Origin of the sequence: Brachyspira hampsonii, assembly GCF_001746205.1 — a bacterium.
In the GTDB taxonomy this organism is placed as follows: Bacteria; Spirochaetota; Brachyspiria; order Brachyspirales; family Brachyspiraceae; genus Brachyspira; species Brachyspira hampsonii_B.
The window spans coordinates 371,305-392,867 of the sequence record NZ_MDCO01000012.1; the positions used below are offsets into that span (position 1 = coordinate 371,305).

The 21,563-nt window shown below is 25.1% G+C and carries 1 protein-coding gene; it reads right to left on the reverse strand.

Annotated features, from left to right (window positions below; genetic code table 11):
- Window positions 1-174: 174 nt before the first annotated feature.
- Window positions 175-21,558 (reverse strand): SpiroCoCo family coiled-coil protein, encoded by a 21,384-nt coding sequence (locus BFL38_RS10705; RefSeq protein ID WP_069727027.1) that lies wholly within the window; start codon window positions 21,556-21,558, stop codon window positions 175-177.
- Window positions 21,559-21,563: the final 5 nt, after the last annotated feature.

The window sequence follows — 21,563 nt, forward strand, 5'->3', positions numbered from 1 at the left end:
AATAATACAACTATATACATGTATAAGTTATACATGCTGATATATATTTTTTGAAATCTAATATAAAACCATATTATTAAAATATAGCCATTACTGTTAATACCAAAAATAAGGGTCTATAAGTTATTCTTACAGACCCTATTTAACAAAGATAATAATCAAACTATTTAAAAATTATCCTCTTGACTGCTTATCCTTCCATGCTTTTATAATTCTTTCAACTTCATCTCTTGAATATGAACTATTTTTAACTATCTCATCTGGTTTCCAACCTTCTTTATACATCCTAATTATAAACTCTTCTTTCTTGCTATCTATTTTAGTTGTTCCTTTTTTAGAAGTTTTAGTACCTTTATCAGACATATATTTATCAGCACTATCAAGTAAATCTTTCAAATATCCAGCAACATATTCAGCTCTCTTTAAATTCTTAACGATATTATTATCATAATCATCATACTGATTTTTCATACGAACAAGATTTTCTCTCTGATTTTGTATTTCATCTATTATGACATTAAGCTCTTCTAATTTAGAAATAAATAGCTGAACTTTCTTATCATTCTTATCTATTTTAGCCATATCTCTTTCTAAAGAGTAAATCTTATCCATGAAATTCTTTCTAGTATCTTCAACTTCTACCATAGCCTCTTTTATGCTATCAATTCTTTCTAAAATAGTTTTAGATTCTATCGCTGATTTTCTTATTTGCTGTAATATATCATCAGCATACTCTTCTTTATCTTTAATAAATGAAAGTTTATTTTCTATTTGCGATGCTATATCTATAACAACCTGTATTCCTTCCTCAGTCTGCTCTATAATAGCATTATTTTCAGCTATATTAACAAATCTGTCTTGAATCTCACCAGACATTTCCATTAACATATTTACTTTTTCCTGAGTATCCTTTAAGCTGTCTTTTTCTTTTTTAAGACTTTCAGCATAATCTAATATATCATGATGCATTTTCTTTAAGCTGTCAAATTCAGACATAGTCTTGTTCATTTCAACGGTTACCGCTTTAGTATCTTCAACCAAAGCATTCAATTTAGAAACATCATTTTTTATAGACTCTGCCATTTCTTTAGCATTATTAAATACTTTTACAGTATTCATATATTTTTCCATATCTTTAGCTATACCATCTATTTTAGATTTCATAGCTTCATATTCTAAAGAAATATCATTTGTTTTTACATCAAGCATTTTGTCAATAGATTCAACTGCATCATTTAATTTTAATTTTAAATCATCAGTTCTATTATCAAAATCTTTAAGTATAATATTTGTCTTTTCATCATAGCTTAAATTAATACTTTCAAGTCTTGCATCTATTTCAGAAGAATATTTAGTTATATCTTCTTCTAAAGCAGAAACAATATCTTTCATATTTGTAATTCTTTGATCATACTCATCTAAATTATTAGTATGAGCTTTAATTATCTCTTCTTTTGCTTTCTGTATATGTTCCTTAGCATCATTCATCAAAAGCGATAATGTCTGCTCTAAATTAGAATTTAGTCTTGCTATATATTTTTCATATTTCTCATTAGCAGACTCTTCTATAGAATGAACATTTTCCTCTATGATACTATTTGCTTCAGATATTCTTTCATTAACTGCTTCTGATATAGAATCTCTTAATGCTGTTAATGACTCTGAAAGCCCTTCATAATGTGCTTTCAAAGCATCAAACTCTGAATTCTTTTCTTCTAATAAACTATCCATTCTACTAGAAACATTCTCTATTATAGAATCAAATTCAGTAACTTTATTTTCTATAGTAGATTTAGCATTATTAGATAACTCTTCCAATCTGGAATTGAATTTCTCTCCTTGAAGTTCTATATCCTGAGAATATTCATTGATTTTATCTTTCAATTCTAATGCTTTCTCTTCTATCATAATTTTTAATTTTTCTACTGAAGGGGCAAACTCATTTTGTAAATTGTTCATTTGCTCTTCAACAGCTTCAAGTTTTTCTTTATTATCTTCAACAGAAGTTAAAAACTCATCTTTAATACTTAAAGCCTGCTTCAAATCAGAAACAACATCTTCAACAGAATTAGTTATTTGAAGTTTAGTATCATCTAATTGAGTATATAAAGATTCTATTTTTTCATTATAGTCTTTATACGCTTCTTCAAATAATTTTGAGAAATCCTCATGATTTTTCTCTTGTCTGTCAGTATAGAACTTTTCAGTAGTTAAATACATCTCTTTTAATTTAGCAACCTCATCATCATGTATTGTTCTAATTTCATCAACTGCCTTTTCACCTTCCATATTTACAGACATTTTTAATTCACTGATAAACTCTTCCTGATATGTATCTATTTTCTTTCTAAATTCAATAATATTATCTTCAAGCTCTTTATTCATATTATTGAAAGCATCAGTTATCTTGTTATTAATATCATTTTCAATGCCTTCTATAGCACTTCTTACATCAGAGAATTTTTCAAATTTTTTCATCTCATTATTAATAAAATTCTGAACTATAGTCATTATATGAGGTGTCAAATCATTAGTTTCTTTTACTATAGATTCATTGAAAGAAGAAACTAAATTATTAATATCTTCTCTCGCTTTAGCCAAATCACTATTATTTTCCTCAGTCATTTTATAAGACAATGAATTAATATATTCTTCAACTTCTTTTACTTTATTGCTGAATGCTTCTTCTTTCTCAGCTATCTTTAATGAAGCAATATCTGCAGCTTCTGATACAGCACTTGTTAAACTTTCAAGTTTATTTTTTATATTTATATCAGAATTTTTAACCATATCCATAAGAACTTCTCTCTCTCTGCGAACAGTTTCTACTTCCTGAGATATATGTTTCTGAGATTGGCTTAACATTCTAAGCTCATTTTCCTGCTCTTTAATATTGGCTTTCATAGTATTTATGAAAGAATTTATATCATTTTCTGCTTCATCTATTTTACTGATTATACCTTTTAATCTATCATTTTCCAATAGATCTATTTCATCTTTGGTATTTTCTACTTTGTTATTTAAATCTATAAGTATTTTTTCAGCATCACTCCTTAAACTATCTACCTCAGAAATTATAGCATCCTTATAAAAATCTTTTATTCTATCAGCTGAAGCATAAGCATCTTCAAAATGAACTATTCTAGCTTCTATACGCTTTCTGAATTCATCATTAGATTCTTCAAATACTTTTATAATATCATCTCTGAATGAATCTGTAAGATATCTCAAATCAGTATCCATAGAATCATTTTGTATGCTTTCAAACATTTCTGCAACCTGTTTTCTCTCATCTTCAATCATAGCAATAACATCATCTCTGCTTATAGTATCAAATGAAATTTTATTTTTCAAAGCTTCTATACTGTCAATGATATTAATTTTCTCCTGATTAAACATATTCATAGTTGCATCTTGTTCTTTTAGAAGTTCAATTATTGATCTTCTAAAACTAATAAACTCATTCAAAAGTCTGTCTCTGTCGCCTTCTATGGTATTTAAAGCTTCATCAGAATATATAGTTCCGCTTTCATATTTGAGTTTAATATCATCTATTTCAGCCATCAATCTATCTCTTTCATCTTGCAAAGCCTCTGCTAAATCTTTAATATTGGCTATTCTTTCATTAAACTCATTTCTAAATCCAAGCATTTCATTAGATATATTTTCTTTATATCTTTTTATGCTTTCAGAAAAATCCTGCTCCAATATTTGGAAGTCATCTCTAATCTTAGCTCCATATTGCTGAGCCATATTAGCCAAATCATTATTATTAGGAACAGAACCTAATATTTCATTTCTCAAAGAAACAAATTCTTCTTTAAGTTCATCTTTCAAAGTCTCTTTTTCTTCTACAAATATCTGGCTTACATTCTCTAAAGTAGGCATATCACTAAGTATATCTTCTTTCATCTTTAAAAGCTTAGCTTCAACAGAATCCTGTTCTTTAGAAAGAACTTCAGCAACAGCTTCAACAGTAGAGTAGTTTTCTTCTATATTCTTTCTGAATGATTCTAATGTTTCATTTATTCTAGTTCTTTCTTCCTCTATCAATTTTTCTACATAAGAACTATCTACTTTTATAGCTTCTGCATTTTCAGAAATTTCTGCTTTTTTATTATCAATAGAAGATGTTATTTCTTGTTTATAACTATTAATAAGCTTCTCTATTTCTTCTTTTGATACAGAAACATCTTTTATATTATTAATTTCTTTTCTTATCTCTTCAAATGAAGATTCCAAATCTGACTTTTCCACATCTAAAAGATTATTTAAGTTGTTCAAATAATCTTTTTTAAGTTCTTCAAATCTCTCTTCTGCAGATATATACTCAACTCTTACAGCTGATTTGAAATGGTCAAGTTCATCTATTAATTTTGCTTTTTCTTCCTCAAACATTTTAGCAAAATTTCTATTATTTTCTTGATTATTAAGCAGTTCATATCTTAACTCATAAAACTCATTGGTTATCTCTTCTTTTTCAGATACGAAAAGATCAGCAAGCTCATCCATATTAGGAACTGAGTTTATTATTTGATTTTTAAACTCTTCAAAACTATTCAAAAGCTCTGAATCTTTACTTGATACTTCCTCAGCTATTCTAGAATAAACCTCTTTTCTAAGCTCATCTATTGTATTAAGAAGTTCTTTTTTATCTTTCGCCAATTCATTAGAAAGTTTCAAAGTATTGGTATTAAGCTCATTATTTATCTTACTTATATAAGATTCCAAAGCTTTTATTTTTATATCTACACCTTTACTAGAACTGCTAATATCATCTTTTATAGAACTAATATTATTTTCTATATAATCTAAAGCATTTTTTTCTTCTGTTTTTAAGCTATCTTGAAGATTAATAATTTTAGATTTTACTTTATCATCATAATCATCTAATATAGAATATAATTTTTCTCTGTATTTAGCTAAATCATCTGTCAAAGATCCTTGATTATACTCTAAGTCTTTTATTCTATTATCAAATGAATCTATTTTTGAAATACTTTCTTCTAATTTAGAATCAAGATTATTTTGTAATTCTAATTGTTTATTATATATATCCTCTTTAAGAATTTCTATCATAGATTTTATTTCAGAATAATCAGTATTATCAGATGTTATATCTTTAGCATTATCTAATGTATTTGTTATAGAATCAAGGCTGGAAGATTTCCAACTATTCAAATCATTTTGCATAGTTTCTATTTTATCTTTAAATTCTGCAAATGAGTCATTAAATTGAGATTCCAAACCTCCTTTTAATACATCAAAATTATCAGATATTATATTTCCATACAATTCTACGAGTTTCTCCTCACTAGACCATGCATCCTCAAAGAATTCTATTCTTTTTTCTATTCTATCTTTAAACTCTTTAGTATCTTTTTCTATATTATCAGATAAATCGTTTTTAATAGATACTATATTGTCATTGAAGCTATTAAATATATTATCAAGTTTTTCTTCTAATATAGATATCTCTTCCGCACTAACATAAGATTTAGGCAAAGAATCCATTATATCATTTAAATCTCTATAAATTTCCTCTTTGCTGTCCAATATTTTATCTTCTAATTTACTAAAGTTAGATAATTGAGGTATAACTGTTTCTTTAAATGATTCTAAACTTTCATTAAGGTATCTAAAGTTTTCATAAACATCATTAATATTTTCATGAGTTATATCTGAATTATATTCATTTGATAATTTCTCTTTTAACTCTCTCAACTCACCAGAAAGTCTTATAACTTCATCATTTAAACTAGTATCAACACCTTTTACCTTATCTTTTATAACAGATAAATCTTTTTCTAAATCCTCTATTTTTAAGAAATCATTTTTAAGAGAATTGAAGGACTCTTCTAATCTATTTCTCTCCTCAATTAAATCATTATAACTATGATTATCTTTTATAGAAGAAATTTCATATTTAAATTCATCTATAGTATTTGATATAATAGATTTATATTCCAATAAAGAAGATTCTAAGCTGGAAATACTATCTTCATTGTTGCTGATTTTAGCACTTAAAGTTTCAAATACATCATCTATTGCAGATTGTATACGCAATTTTTCTGAATCAATAAAAGCCTCAACTCTTTCATCAGTGCTGATCAATATGTCATCTTTCAATGAAGCAAAAGAAGATTTTAATTCATCAACTTCTTTCAATAATAATTCTTTTTCATTGACATAGAACTGAAGTATATTATTTTTATCCAATACTGCATCTTTTATCTCATCTATTGATTTATCAAAATCTCTAGTAAGAGTTGAATACTTATTATCTATTTCTTCTTTAACTTTATTTATCTCGTCGATAAGAGATACTTTAACATTTTCTATATCTTCTAATATATCTGTTACTGAAGAAATTTTCTCACTGTACTCTCTAAATAAAGACAATATATGCTCATTATTAGATATAAATTCGCTTACTTGAGTTTTAAATCTCTCATCTATACTAGATTTGAAATACTCAAATTCTGAAGACAATTTATTAACAGAAGTATATAATTCTTCTTTTTCTAAATCTATTCTATCAGAAATATCTTTTGCCTTATTTTCTAATTGAGTATTAACTACTAATAATGAATTTTCTATATTATTTAATTTTCCTCCTATCTCTTTTAAACCATCATAATTAACATTATCTCTAAATTCATTATAAAGCTCTAATAACTCATTTCTAATATCTTCTAATGAAGAAGCCTGATCCTCTTTAAGTTCAGTTTCATAAGCTGATATCTTATTAACTATTTCTTCTTCCTTATTAGATATAAGATCATTTATCTGCGATTCCAAACTTTCTATAACATCTCTTAACTTATCATCAGAATCCTCAATCATTTTAGATACAGCATTATTGATGCTTTGATTTAACATATTAAGTGAATCGTTTATCATAATATCTAAATCATATTTATTTTTCTCTATATCTTCTAAAGTTTTTGACATTTTATCATTTGAATATTCTTCAATTTTAGTAATAGATTCATTAAATTTTGTTTCTAAATTCTTAAAAGAAGATTTAAATATATTATCCAAATCTATTTTAGATAAGTTCATTTTATCATATAATTTAGATTCTAATTCTGAATAATATTCTTTCAAATATTTTTCAAGATATTCTCTTCCGCTCAATAAAATACTATATACTACTTCTTTTCCTTTTATCTCTGAATCATCTAAATAATTAGATATACTTTCTCTAGCTTCTTTTAACTGTTTAACTAATTCTTCAATACCATTTTCTTTCCAATGAGATATATCATTATCTATAGACTCTATTTTATCTTTTAAATAATTAATAGAACTGTCTATTTTCATATTATTGGCATTTCTAATGTCATTCAATTCTTCTTTTATATCAGCTGAGAAGATATTTTTCAATTTACCGCTGTCTGACCAAGTATCCTCAAAATAGCTGATACGCTTTTCTAATCTATATCTAAAGTCTTTATTATCTTCTCTTATTTGATTGAAAAGATTAGTTAATTCTTCTTTTTCTTTAATAAATGTCTGCTCTATTACATCGCTATTTTCAGATTTAGAAATTAAATCATCTCTAATAGAAGATAGTTTATTATCCAATTCTTCTTTTTCCTTAGAAAGAAGATTTTCTAATTCAGAAGATTTATTAATGCTGTCTTCTATCTGCTCTTTAACCTCATCAATTCTTGCATTCAATTTACCAACATTAGATGTGAGATTATTTAATTCTATAGAATACTCATCTAAATCTCTTACTATATCATCTTTTATTCTATCCTCAAAATCAGATAATCTGTTTGATAAAGCCTTAACCTCATCTTTTAATAGTATATCAACATCAGACATATTCTCTTTTAATTGATATAAATTACTTTCCAAATTTCCTAATTTAGCAAAATCTTCTTTTATAGTATTAAAAGAATCTTCCAAAGCTTTCTTTTCTAAAGCTAACTGTTCTATTGTATTATCCTTCTTAACAGTTTCTATCTCAACTTCTAAATTATCCATTTTTTCTAATAAATTGAGCTTATCAGAAATAATAGTATCTTTTAATTTGCTAACCTCATCATCAGTCATATTTAATCTTTCAAGGACTACACTTGTAAACTCTTCAAATATATGCTCTATCTCTTTTTTCTTATCATCAAATAAAGCAGGAACATTTTCATTGTCAAATTTCAATGATGATTCTTTGAAAGTTTGGAAATCATCTTTTAGTTTTTCAAGTTTCTCTATAATAGTATTATTTTCATTATTATGTAATGATATTAATTGATCTTTATCTATTACAGAATTTTTCATAATATTAATTGCATTATTTAAATCAGAATTTAAATCTGCATATTTTTCTTTTAAATTAGAAGTCTCATTATCTAATTTTTCATTTACAGAATGAATCTTTTCATTTAAAACTGACATATATTTTTTGAATAGTACAGATTCTGTTTCTTTACCTAATTTGTCAATAGCATCTAAAACTTTATTGCTTGTTTCTTCTTCAAATCTAATTACAGCATCATTAAAACTGCTTTCCAAATTATCAAAAGATTCTCTTACCATATCATCTAATTCTTCTTTAGCTTCGGTAAGGATATTCATTTTTTCTGCTATTTCAGTATTCAATTTATCAGAATATTCTTTTAAATATTTATCTATATAGTTTTTCTCATTATTTAAATGCTTAGATTCTGATTCTTCTCTGGCTCTTTCTATTTCTTCTTCTACTAATTTAGAGTAATCTTTCAAAGAATTCAAAGAATTATTATAAGTATCATTTATCAAATTAGAATAATGCTCATAACCTGATTTCATATCATCAATAAATTTTTGATAATCATCTGACAATTTATTCTTTTCATCTTTTCTATAATTTTCTATATTTTTTATTTCTTCATTATATCTATCTGAAGCTTCATTAAGCATATTATACAGATTATTAAAATTAGTATTTATTTCATTATTAAGTTTTGAATCTGTATCAGATAATTTATTTTCTATATCTCTTATCTTTTCATCTAACTTATTATATATGCTTGATTCTTTTTCTTCTATTTTTGAAAAAATATCAGATAATATTTTTTCAGCTTTAACATCTGAATTATCGATATAACTTGAAATACTATTTTTAGCTTCTTCTAATTGTGCCAATAGCTCATTGATTCTTCCATCTTTCCAGCTTATAATATCGCTATCCATAGAATCTATTCTTGATTTAAGTTCATTCAAATATTCATCTCTGAAAGAAGTTAAATCAGAATTCATAGAATCCATTTTATCTTTTAATTCATTGATAGAATTTTCAAATTTTAATTCTGTATATGATTTAATATTTTCTATCTCATCTCTTATATCAGAAGAGAACAAGCTTCTTATTCTAGAATTATCAGACCAAGAATCTTCAAAATATTCTATTCGTCTTTCAAGTCTTTCTCTAAACTCTACATTATCATTTCTCACTTTATCAAAAAGACTTTCTAATTTTTGAACTTCATCATTAAATAATGTTTCTATATTATCATTTTTTCCAGATATTGAAATAATATTATCCTTTATTGAAGATAACTTACTTTCTAATTCTTCTTTATCTTTCAATATAGTATTTTCTATCTCAGAAGATTTATTCAATGAGTCATGAATATTTGATTTTATAGATTCTATATAATCATTCAATGTGTTTACATTAGAGCTAAGAATAGTTAAATCATTTGAATAATCTTCTAAATCTTTAGAAATATCTTCTCTGATTTTAGAGTCGAGTTCTTCTACTTTTGAAACTAAACTTTTAACTTCATCTTTTAAATTTATATCAACATCTACCATATCATCTCTTAATTGATATAAATTATTCTCAAGATCTTCTAATTTAGAGAAACTATCCTTTATAGAATTAAATGACTCTTCTAAAGCATTCTTTTCTAAAGTTAATCTATTAATAGTATCATCATCTCTTAGAGAGTACAATTCATTTTTCAAATTATCTATTTTCTCTAAGATGAAAGACTTATCTTCATATATTATATCTTTAATATAATTAATATCGCTTTCTGAATTATTTACTCTGTCTAATAATGCCTCACTGAATTCCTCAAAAGCATTTTCAATTTTTTTCTTCTCTTCATCAAATAGAGAAGGTATAGATTCCTTATTAGTTTTTAATATATCCTCTTTAAAACTTTCAAATTCTTTTTTAAGTTCATCTACTTTTGAAACTAAAAACTCTTTTTCAGCAGACTGCATTTCTAACAATTCATTTCTATCTAATATTGAATCTTTTAATACCTCTAATGAACTATCAAAATCTTTACTCAAAGATTCATATTTTTCAATTATAGAATTAATATCACCATAAACTGTATCATTCAATGAAGTTATATTAGAATCCATTTTTTCTGTAATATTTGACAAATTGCTATCCATTCTTTCATTGATTTTAGATACCTCATCTTCTATCTTTTTAGATATAGAGTTTAACTGTTCATTTAGATAAACATTGTATTCATCTTTATCAAATATAACTGCTTTAGAATCTTTTTCCAATTTTTCAATGACTTCTAAAAGTTTATTATTAGATTCTTTTTCAAATTTAGATATAGCTTCCTGCATATTCAATTCTAAATTATTAAATGAATCTTTTATGATATTATCCAAATTATCTTTAGCAGCATTCAAAGTATCAATTTTTTCTGAAACCTTAGAATCTAATTTATCAGAATAGTTTTTCAAATAATCATCAATATAGTTTTTCTCATTATTCAAATGCTTAGATTTTGACTCTTCTATTGATTTCTCCATCTCTTCTTTAACTAAATCAGAATAATCTCTCAAAGAATTGACAGAGTTATTATAAACTTCATTTATCAGATTAGAATAATGATTATAACCAGATTTTATATCTTCAATAAGTTTTTTAGAATCTTCTAATAATTTATCTGATTCTATAGTTCTATAATTTTCAATATTTTCTATTTCTTCATTATACTTAACTAAAGCATCATTAATCATATTATGAAGATTATCTAAATTTACCGCTATATCATCATTAAGTTTAGAATTTGTTTCTGATAGTCTATTTTCTATTTCTGCTATTTTTTCATCTAATTTACTATAAATATTATTTTCTCTTTCTTCAATTTTAGATAAAACTTCAGTGATAAGTTCATTCTTTTTATCTTCTGTAGTATCCAAATAAGCAGATATATCTTCCTTAGCAGTTTCTAATTGAGCCAATAAATCATTGATATTATTTTCTTTCCAAATAGAAATATCATCATTCATGGCATCTATTTTATTATTCAAATCATTAAGATAATTTTCAAACTTGATTTCTGTTTCTTTTTTTATTTCTTCTAACTCATCTCTCATTTCAGAAGCATACAAACTTCTTAATTTTGTACTATCTGACCAAGTATCTTCAAAATAAGTTATACGCTTTTCTAATCTGTCTCTGAACTCTATATTTCCATTATGTACTTTATCAAATAATTTCTCCAATTTAGAAACTTCCTCATTAAACAATGTTTCTATACTTTCATTTCTTCCAGTCATTGAAAGAAGATTATCTTTTATTGAAGACAATTTATTTTCTAATTCTCCTTTATCTTTTAATATAGTATTTTCTAATTCTGATGATTTGTTTATAGAATTAAGTAGATCATTCTTAATATTATCTATATCAGAATTAATATTATTCAAACCTGAAGCTAATTCTTTTTCTATATTTTCAAACTTATCATATACACTAGATGCATCATCTTTCATATTATCTCTTAATTCATACAAATGTTTCTCCAAATCTTCTAATTTTGAGAAATCATTTTTTATTGAATTAAATGATTCTTCCAATGCTTCTTTTTCTAAAGTTAATTGGGTCAATATATCATCTTCTTTTAAAGAATTTATATCAGTTTTTAAATTATCTATTTGTTCCAATAAAGTAAGCTTATCTTCTGCAATAATATCTTTTATATAATTAATATCGCTTTCTGAAATATTAACTCTATCTAATAGATTATTTGTAAACTCTTCAAATGCCTCCTCAATTCTTTGTTTCTCCTGTTCAAATAAAGCAGGTATACTATCTTTATTAGCATTTAAAACTTCTTTTTTGAAATTATCAAATTCATTTTTAAGTTCATATAATCTGCTTTCTAATAATTCCTTTTTAAAATTATCAAGTTCTATTTTTACTTCATGTATTCCGCTTCCCAATAATTCTTTATCTGAATTATGAAACTCTGCAAGTTCATTTATTCTATTTTCTAGAAGTTCTTTATCTGAATTATGAAGCTCTGTAAGCTCATTTATTCTATTTTCTAGAAGTTCTTTTTCTGAATTATGAAGCTCTGTAAGTTCATCTCTATCTAAAATAGAACTCTTAATCAAATCTAATGTCTCTTCAAAATCTATATTCAAAGCATCATATTTATTTCTAAGCTCTGATATACCATTATCAAATTTAGAAGATACATTATATATTTCATTATCTATTTTACTGTTTATTGAACTTAAATGATTTTCTAATTCTTTAATATATTCATTATAATTAAGCAATTTATCTGATTCTAATTTTCTTATAACTGAATTTACTTTATTATCTGCATTTTCATTTATTTTAGCTATAGCATCATTAAAATTGCTGTTTAATGTAGCAAACGAATCTCTAATCATATCATCTAATTGATTCTTGCTTTCATTTAATATATTTATTTTATCTGCAATTTGATTTTCCAATTTATCAGAATAATTTTTCAAATACTCATCTATATAATTTTTATTTATATTATTATCTTGTACAACTTCTTTTCTGGCATCTTCTATTTCAGCTTTTATTTTATTTGTATATTCTGACAAAGAAAATATAGAATCTTTATAAGCTGAGTTTATCAATTTAGAATAGTAATCATATCCTGATTTTATGTCTTCTAAAAGTTTGCTTCCCTCTTCATTTCTATAATGCTCAATATTTTGTATATCTTCATTATATTTAATTATTGCTTTATCTAGTTTTTCTTTTACTTCTTCCAACTTATTATATGCATCATCAGAAACTTTAAGATCTAAAACTGATAATTTATTTTCAACATCAGCTATTTTAGAATCTATTCTGTTATAGATAGCATTTTCTTTTTCTTCTATTTTAGAAAGTAAATCAGAAATTAATTGCTCTTTTCTATTTTCTGTTGAATCTAAATAATTTGTTATATTATTTTTTGCTGATTCTAATTCTGAAAGAAGCTCATTAATTTTTCCATCTTTCCAACCAGATATGTTTTCATCAATAGTTTCTATCCTGCTTGATAAATCATTAAGATAATTTTCAAACTTCAATTCAGTTTCTTTTTTAACTTCTTCCAATTCATTTCTCATTTCAGCAGCATACAAACTTCTGATTCTTGTACTATCAGACCAAGTATCTTCAAAATACTCTATACGCTTAGCCAATCTGTCTCTAAACTCTATACTGTCATTTTTGAAATTATCAAATAAATTTTCTAACTTTTTAACCTCATCATTAAATAAAGTATCTGAAACTTTATTGTTAGATGATATTAATGCCAAATTCTCTTTTATAGAAGATAATCTATTCTCTAATTCCTCTTTATCTTTTAATATAGTATGCTCTAATTCTGATGATTTATTTATAGAATTATTTATAGCATCTCTAATTACATTAATATCAGAACTTAAATCTCCAATATTATCGCTTATAATATCTATATTAGAAGATATATCTCTTATATTATCATCATTTTCTTTGATCTTATTTTCAAAAGAATTAAATTTATCAGATAAACTTTTAACCTCATCTTTCAAATCTAAATCAAAACTATTAACATTATTTTTTAATTCATATAAATGATTTTCTAACTCTTCTAGTCTTGAGAAATCATTTTTTATAGAATTGAAAGAAACTTCTAAAGCCTGTTTATCTAAAGCTAATTGAGTTATAGTATCATCTTCTCTTAAAGCTTCAATTTCTGATTTCAAATTGTCTATTTTTTCTAATAATGAAATTTTATCTTCAGAAATTATATCTTTTATATAATTAATATCTCTTTCAGAATCATTTACCCTATCTAATAAAGCATTAGTAAAATCTTCAAATGCTTTTTCTATTCTATCTTTTTCCTCATCAAATAGGGCAGGTATATCATCTCTATTTGCAGTCAATATCTCATCTTTGAAACTTTTAAACTCATTTTTAAGATCATCTATTCTTTCTGATAGAAGTTCTTTTTCAGAAGTTTGTAATTCTATGAGTTCATCTCTGTCAAGTATAGAGCTTTTTATTATATCTAATGATTCTTCAAAATCAGCATTTAATTCTTTATATTTGTTTTTCAAATCAGATATATCATTATCAAATTTTGAAGATACATTATATATCTCATTATCTATTTTAGCACTAATAGCTCTTAAATTTTCTTCTAATTCAGACACATAATTTTTATAACTGAAGAATCTTTCTGATGCATCTTTTTCTATTTTTTCAAGAGCACTATTGATTTTAGAATCAGCATGCTCATTAAATTTTAATATAGCATCATTTAAATTAATATTTAGAGTATTAAATGACTCCTTTATCATATCATCTAATTTATTTTTACTGTCATTTAATATATTAATTTTTTCATTAACTTTATCATCTAATTTAGCAGAATATTCTTTTAAATACTCATCTATATAATTCTTTTCATTATTTAAATGTTTATTTTCAGATTCTTTTCTAGCTTTTTCTATATCAGCTTTTATTCTATTAGTATAATCAGCCAAAGATGATAATGAATCTTTATATGTAGTATTTATAAGTTTAGAATAATAATCATATCCTGATTGTATCTCACCCAATAATTTACTGCCTTCTTCAGATCTATGATGTTCAATATTCTTAATATCTTCATTATATTTATTTATAGCTTTATTTACTATATTCTCAACCTCTTCCAACCCTCTAGCTATATCATTAGATACTTTTCCATCAACTGCAGATAATCTGTTTTCAATATCTTCTATTTTGGCATCTATTCTGTTATAAATAGCATTTTCTTTATCTTCTATTTTTGATAATATATCAGAAAGGAATTCTTCTTTTTTTCCTTCAGAAGATTTCAAATAATCTTTTATGCTTTCTTTAGCATTTTCCAACTGTTCTAATAGGTCATTAATTTGTCCATCTTTCCAGCTGGATATGTCTTTATCTATAGCATCAATTTTTTCTTTTATGCCATTAATATATTCATCTCTCCAAGCAGAAGCATCATTATTAACAGCCTCTATTTGAGATTTTAAATCATTAACATAATTTTCTAATTTTATATCTGCTTCTGATCTTATGCTCTCCAATTCATCTCTTAAGTCAGCTGCATATAGATTTCTAATTTTTCCGATATCAGACCAAGTGTCTTCAAAATAATCTATACGCTTCTCTAATCTGTCTCTAAATTCAGCATTATCTACTTTAATATTATTAAATAAAGAATCTAATTTTTTTACTTCATCAGCAAATAAATTTTCTATATTCTCATTTTTGCTCAATGCTTTTAAAAGATTTTCTTTTATAGATGAAAACTTATTCTCCAATTCAGAAGATTTATCTATAGAGTTTTTCAAATTATCTCTAATTTCATCTATATTATAAGATAAATTATTAAACCTTTCATCACTTACTGCTTTATGCTCAAATTCTTCAAATCTGTCAGATAATGTTTTTATATCATCTTTGAAATTTAAATCTATATCTTCAATATTATCTCTTAATTGATACAAAGCAGTTTCTAAATCAGATAATTTAGCAAAATCATCTTTAATAACATTGAAAGAATCCTCCAATGACTGTTTATCTAAAGCTAACTGTGCTATAGTATTATCTTCTTTTATAGATTCTATATCTCTTTTTATATTCTCAATCTTTTCTAAAAATACATTTCTATTTTCAGATATAACATCTTTAACATAGTTTATATCATTTTCAGAATTGTTCATTCTATCCAAAAGATTAGAAGTAAAATCTTCAAATGCTTTTTCTATCTTTTGTTTTTCTTCTTCAAATAGAGTAGGTATATCTTCCTCATTTGCTTTTAAAAGTTCATCTTTGAATGAATCAAATTCTGATTTCAAAGTTTCTATTTGCTCGGATAAGATATCTTTTTCAGAATTATGTAATTCCATAAGTTCATCTCTATCAAGTATAGAAGACTTTATCATATCTAATGCCTCATCAAAATCAGCACTCAAATCTTTATATTTTGTTTTGATATCAGATATTTCATTATCTAATTTTGAAGAAATATTATATAGCTCATTATCTACTTTAACACTTATAGCTCTCAACTGTTCTTCTAATTCAGATATATATTTATTATCATTATTCAATCTTTCTGATGCTTCTTTTTCTAATCTATTAACAACAGAATATATTTGAGTATTAGCTTCCTCATTAAATCTGCTCATAGCATCATTCAAATTGGTATTGAGAGTATTGAAAGACTCTTTTATCATATCATCTAATTGAGCTTTGCTTTCTGTTAAAATACTTAACTTATCATTAACATGGGCTTCAATTTTTTCTGAATAGTTTAATAAATAGTCATCTATATAATTTTTCTCATTGCTTAAATGTTTTTCCTCAGCTTCAGTTCTTGCTCTCTCTATCTCTTTTTTAATATTTCCAAGATGAATTTCTAATTCAGACACAGCATCTTCATATATCTTATCTATCATAATAGAATATTCTTCATAATCTTCTCTTATGCTATTGCCTAAATCCTCCAAGTCAGATATTATATTTTCTGTTTCAGTTTCTCTATGATGTTCGATTCTTTTTATTTCTTCATCATATTTTGCAACTGACTCATTTATTCTATTATGTATTTCTTCTAAACTATTTCCTATTGCATTATTTAATTTTTCATCTACAGAAGAAAGTTTATTTTCAGCTTCTGAAATTTTTTCATCTATACGAGAATAGATTTCATTTTCTTTCTTTTCTATATCATTAATCATATCAATGATAAATTGATTCTTTTTACCTTCTGAAGTATTAATAAATTCTTCTATTCCTTTTCTAGCTTCATCTAACTGCGAAAGCAAAGTATTTAAATTACCATTTTTCCAATCATATATATCCTGCTCTATTAACTTCATTTTTTCTTTCAATTCCGAAATATGATTATCATATTTAATATCTGCTTCTTTTCTTATATTTTCAACTTCTTCTCTTATATCAGCAGCATATATACTTTTGATTTTAGTATTATCAGACCATACATCTTCAAAGTAAGACATACGCTTTTCTAATCTATCTCTGAAACTTTCATTATTAGAAGTTAAACTTTCAAATATAGAATCCAATCTATTTTTTTCTTTATTAAGCAATTCTTCTATTTCATCTTTATCCAAAAAAGAAGACATATTCTTTCTTACAGCTTCAAAATTATTATTAAGTGATTCTAAATCTCTATATAATCCGCTGGAATCTTTTTCTATTTTTTCTTCCAAATTATTTTTAAAATCTCTTAATTTATCTGATAAATCTTTAACATCATCTTTTAATCCGCTGTCTATTCCTTCCATTCTATTTTTAAGAATGATAAAATCTTTTTCTAAATCAATTATCTTATCAAAATCATCTCTTAAAGCAGTTACTGAATTTTCAAGCACAGCTTTTTCTTCTGATAAAACTGTAACTGTATTATCATCTTTTATATCATCAACATCTTTTCTTAAAATCTCTATCTGTGATATTAAATGACTTCTTTCCTCAGATAAAACATCTTTAATATAATTTATATCGCTTTCATTATCTGTGAGTCTCATAAGTAAATTTTTACTAAACTCATCAAACATGTTTTCTATTCTTTCTTTTTCCTCATCAAATAATGCAGGTATTTCTACCTCATTAGTTCTTAACATTTGATCTTTGAAAAGTTCAAATTCTTCTTTTATATCTTCTATCTGGTTTTTCAAAAATTCTTTTTCACTGTTTTGAAGTTCAATCAATTCATCTCTGTCTATTATAGAAGATTTTATATTATCTATAATACCATTAAAGTTTTCATTAGTATCAGACAAATGTGAATTTAAATCATTAATCTGCTCTAATAGAGTTTCTTTAATATTTTCTATAGTATTGCTTAAATCATTAATCTGCTCTAATCTATTATTATGATCATCTAATATAGCAAGTACATTTTCATTATTAGAAATTAATTTATCAGTTTCTTCTCTCAATCTATCATCAACATTATCTTTCAATGATATAAACTCATTTCTTAGATCCTCTAATGTTAAACCTATACTATCTCTAACTTCTGCTGCTGTATTAGATATAACTTTATTAGCATGCTTTTTAATTTTAGCAATATACTGTAATGCTTTTTTATTATTAGCTTTTCTTATTTTAGCCAATATTTTAGAGAATCCGCTGTACAAAGTATTGAAAGAACTATTTAATTCTTCATTCAAACGATTAACTTCTTCATCTATTTTAAAAGATGCTTTATTTAAATACTCATCTATATAATTAGCTTCATTAGAAAGATGTTTGGCCTCAGATTCCTCTCTTGCTTTTTCTATTTCATCTTTTAGACTATTAGCATAATCATTTAAAGAATCTTTTTCTTTGTTATAAAAGTCCTCAAGCATATTAGTATACTGCTCATAGTCTTTTCTTATACCAGCACCAATATTTTCTATATCATGAATTATATTCTGACTTTCTTCAAATCTGTATGTTTCTATTTCTTTTATTTCATCTTGATATTTATTTATAGCATTGTCTATTAATTCTCTAAGCTCATCTAACTTTTTAGATGCATTTTCCTCTACACCAGCAAATATATCTCCGCTCTTTCTATCTATCTCCTCTTTTTTAGAAACTATATAAGAATCTATTTCTGATGCTTTAGAATCAATAATAGACTGCATATTATTAGCATTATCAATTATTTCATTGATTCTTTCACCTAAATTCTCTATGCGAATTTTATATTCATCACTCATTAAAGAGGCATGATGTTTTAATTCTTCATAATCATCTTTTAAATTATTAGAATACTTTTCAAGCATAGCATTATATTCTGCACTTATAGCATTCAAATCAGCTCTTCTTTCATCTAGTACGCCATCTATTTTCTTATCTAAAGAATTATATTTATCTTCTATATCAGACATTAATGCTTTTTCTTTATCCTCAGCATTTTCATATACTTTATTTATAGTTTTTTCAAAAGTATCTCTGCCGTTTTCTACTCTATGCATTATGTCTTCAATTTCATCTTTTATTTTATTCATGCTATCTCTTTTTTCATTCAAAAGAGTATCGAATGCATCTGTAGCCTGACGAAGTTCATTATGAAGCATGTCAACAACTTCTTTTTTACTTTCCTCATTGAATTTAACATTTTCATTTATAGCTAAATCCATTTTATTCTTAAACTCATCAATAGAGTTTTCTATATTGCTTATTAATTCATCATGTCTTTTTTCGCTTTCATCAACCTGATTTATAACAGAATCAATACTGTCAGTTATAGCTTTCATTTTTGTTTGTTCATAATCATCTAAAACATTTTTTAAATGAGATTTCAAACTTTCTATATATGCATCGCTGTAATCTGATATTTCTTTTTTTATACCATCGATTTTTTCTTCAGTATCTTTTATTCCTGTGTCTAATTTTTCATTAGCTATTCCTACTAAATCATTGATTTCAGCAGAAGATTTTTCCAATATCTCTAAACGCTTTTCTAAATTTTCTTTTATATTATATTCTGTATCTTTACTTAAAGTATCTATATCAGAAGAGGCTTTATCATATTGCTCTTTTAAACTTGATAATTTCTCATCAATAGCACTCAAATCAGAAGAAGTATTTTTGATATATGAATCAATATTTTGTTCTAATTCACTTTTTACAGAAGAAAATAATTTTTCTATTTCATTAACTCTATCATTAGCCTGTGCTTCTAAATCTTTATACAAATATTCTTTTTGTAAGTTTAAAGAATCAAGTATTTCTTCCTGCTTATTATTAAGAATAGATATTATCTCAGAAGTTTGATAATGAGTTTCATCTATTTTATCTTTTAAAAGATTAGTTTCAGTTTCAACATCATTTCTAAGCTCATTGATTTCAGCTATTAAAGAGCTTCTTGCTTTATCTATAGAATACTCCATATCATCTTGAGCTCTAGTTAATATATCATCTTTCAATTTATCTATATCGTTAACTATATCCTCAAATCTGCTTTCAGCTTTAAGCATAGTTTCTTCACTCATACCATCTATAGATATGATTAAATCATTAAGCTCTTTAGTTTTATTTCTGTAAAGAGTTATTACTCCGTCATCTTCATTTTCAAGTACATTCTTTATATGATTAGAGAAATTTTCTACTTCAGCTATAAATCTATTATTTATATCGTCTTTTAATACAGAGAACTCACTTTCTAATTGATGGGCTTTTTCTGCATAATCTTTACTTATATAATCTGCTTTATCTTTTATATCATCTATAGATTTTTCCAAAGAATGTGCTTTCTGTTCTATAGAATCCAAAAACTCCTCTTTATCCTGACTTATTTTTTCAAGTCCTTCTTTAAGGGTAGAGTAGAGCATCTCTTTAGTTTTTTCCATTTCATCTTTGAATTCTAATACGCTTGACTCTGTTATAGAATTAAGTCTGTCATGTATAGTATCTCTCAAATTATTTAATTCTGTCTCAAGTCCGTCTTTAGACTGACTTAAAGTTTCATAGCGATTTTCTATATCTTTAGATTTAGTATCTATCTCATCAGCAAATGATGAATACTTATTTATAAGCTCATCTCTGCCTTTTTCAAATAATTCAGCTAATTGTTCTATATTATGACGGGCTGTTCTTTCAGCAAGCTGAGTAAGCTGATTAGTAAATAATTCCTCTTTTTTAGCAACATGAAGCTTGAATTCTTCTGTAAGAGCAGATATTTTTTCTTTTTCCTGTTCTGCCATAGTGCTGTAATGGGCGTCACGGGCTAAAAGATTAGTAGTAAGAGCATCAAATCTCTTATAAAGTTCGCTTTCAAATTCATTTAATTTAGAATTATAAGATTCAATTAATTTATCTTGTATAGATCCGACATTCTTCTCTAATTCTGTCATCTTTGCTTTAACATCGGATATTCTTTTATAAGTTTTTTCTATAGTATTTCTTTCTTTTAATACAGTATCTACTTTGTTTAATATTTCTAAATAAGCCTCTTCAAGAGAATCAACCTGCTCCTGATACTGGGATACTGCAGCTTTATAATCTTTATATGACTCAATTCTTTTATTTAATTTGGCAAGGTCTTCTTCCATAGATTTGCTTATAAAACCAGCTTTTTTAACTGCTATCTCTAAGTCTATAGCATTATCTCTCACCTCGGAAATCTTTTCTTCTACAATACCTTCCAAAACAGCTTTTTCTTCAGCAAACATTTCATTAAAATTATTATTGCCGTAATTTTTTTTTCTATTGACTACGCTATATATACCGATAAGTAATAGAGGAACAACAAATGTTAGTATTAATTGAAGAACAGGGGTCATAAAAA

Bases quoted from the DNA above. Each gene is read 5' to 3' on its own strand.
- BFL38_RS10705 (WP_069727027.1), bottom strand. From the start codon at position 21,558: ATGACCCCTGTTCTTCAATTAATACTAACATTTGTTGTTCCTCTATTA.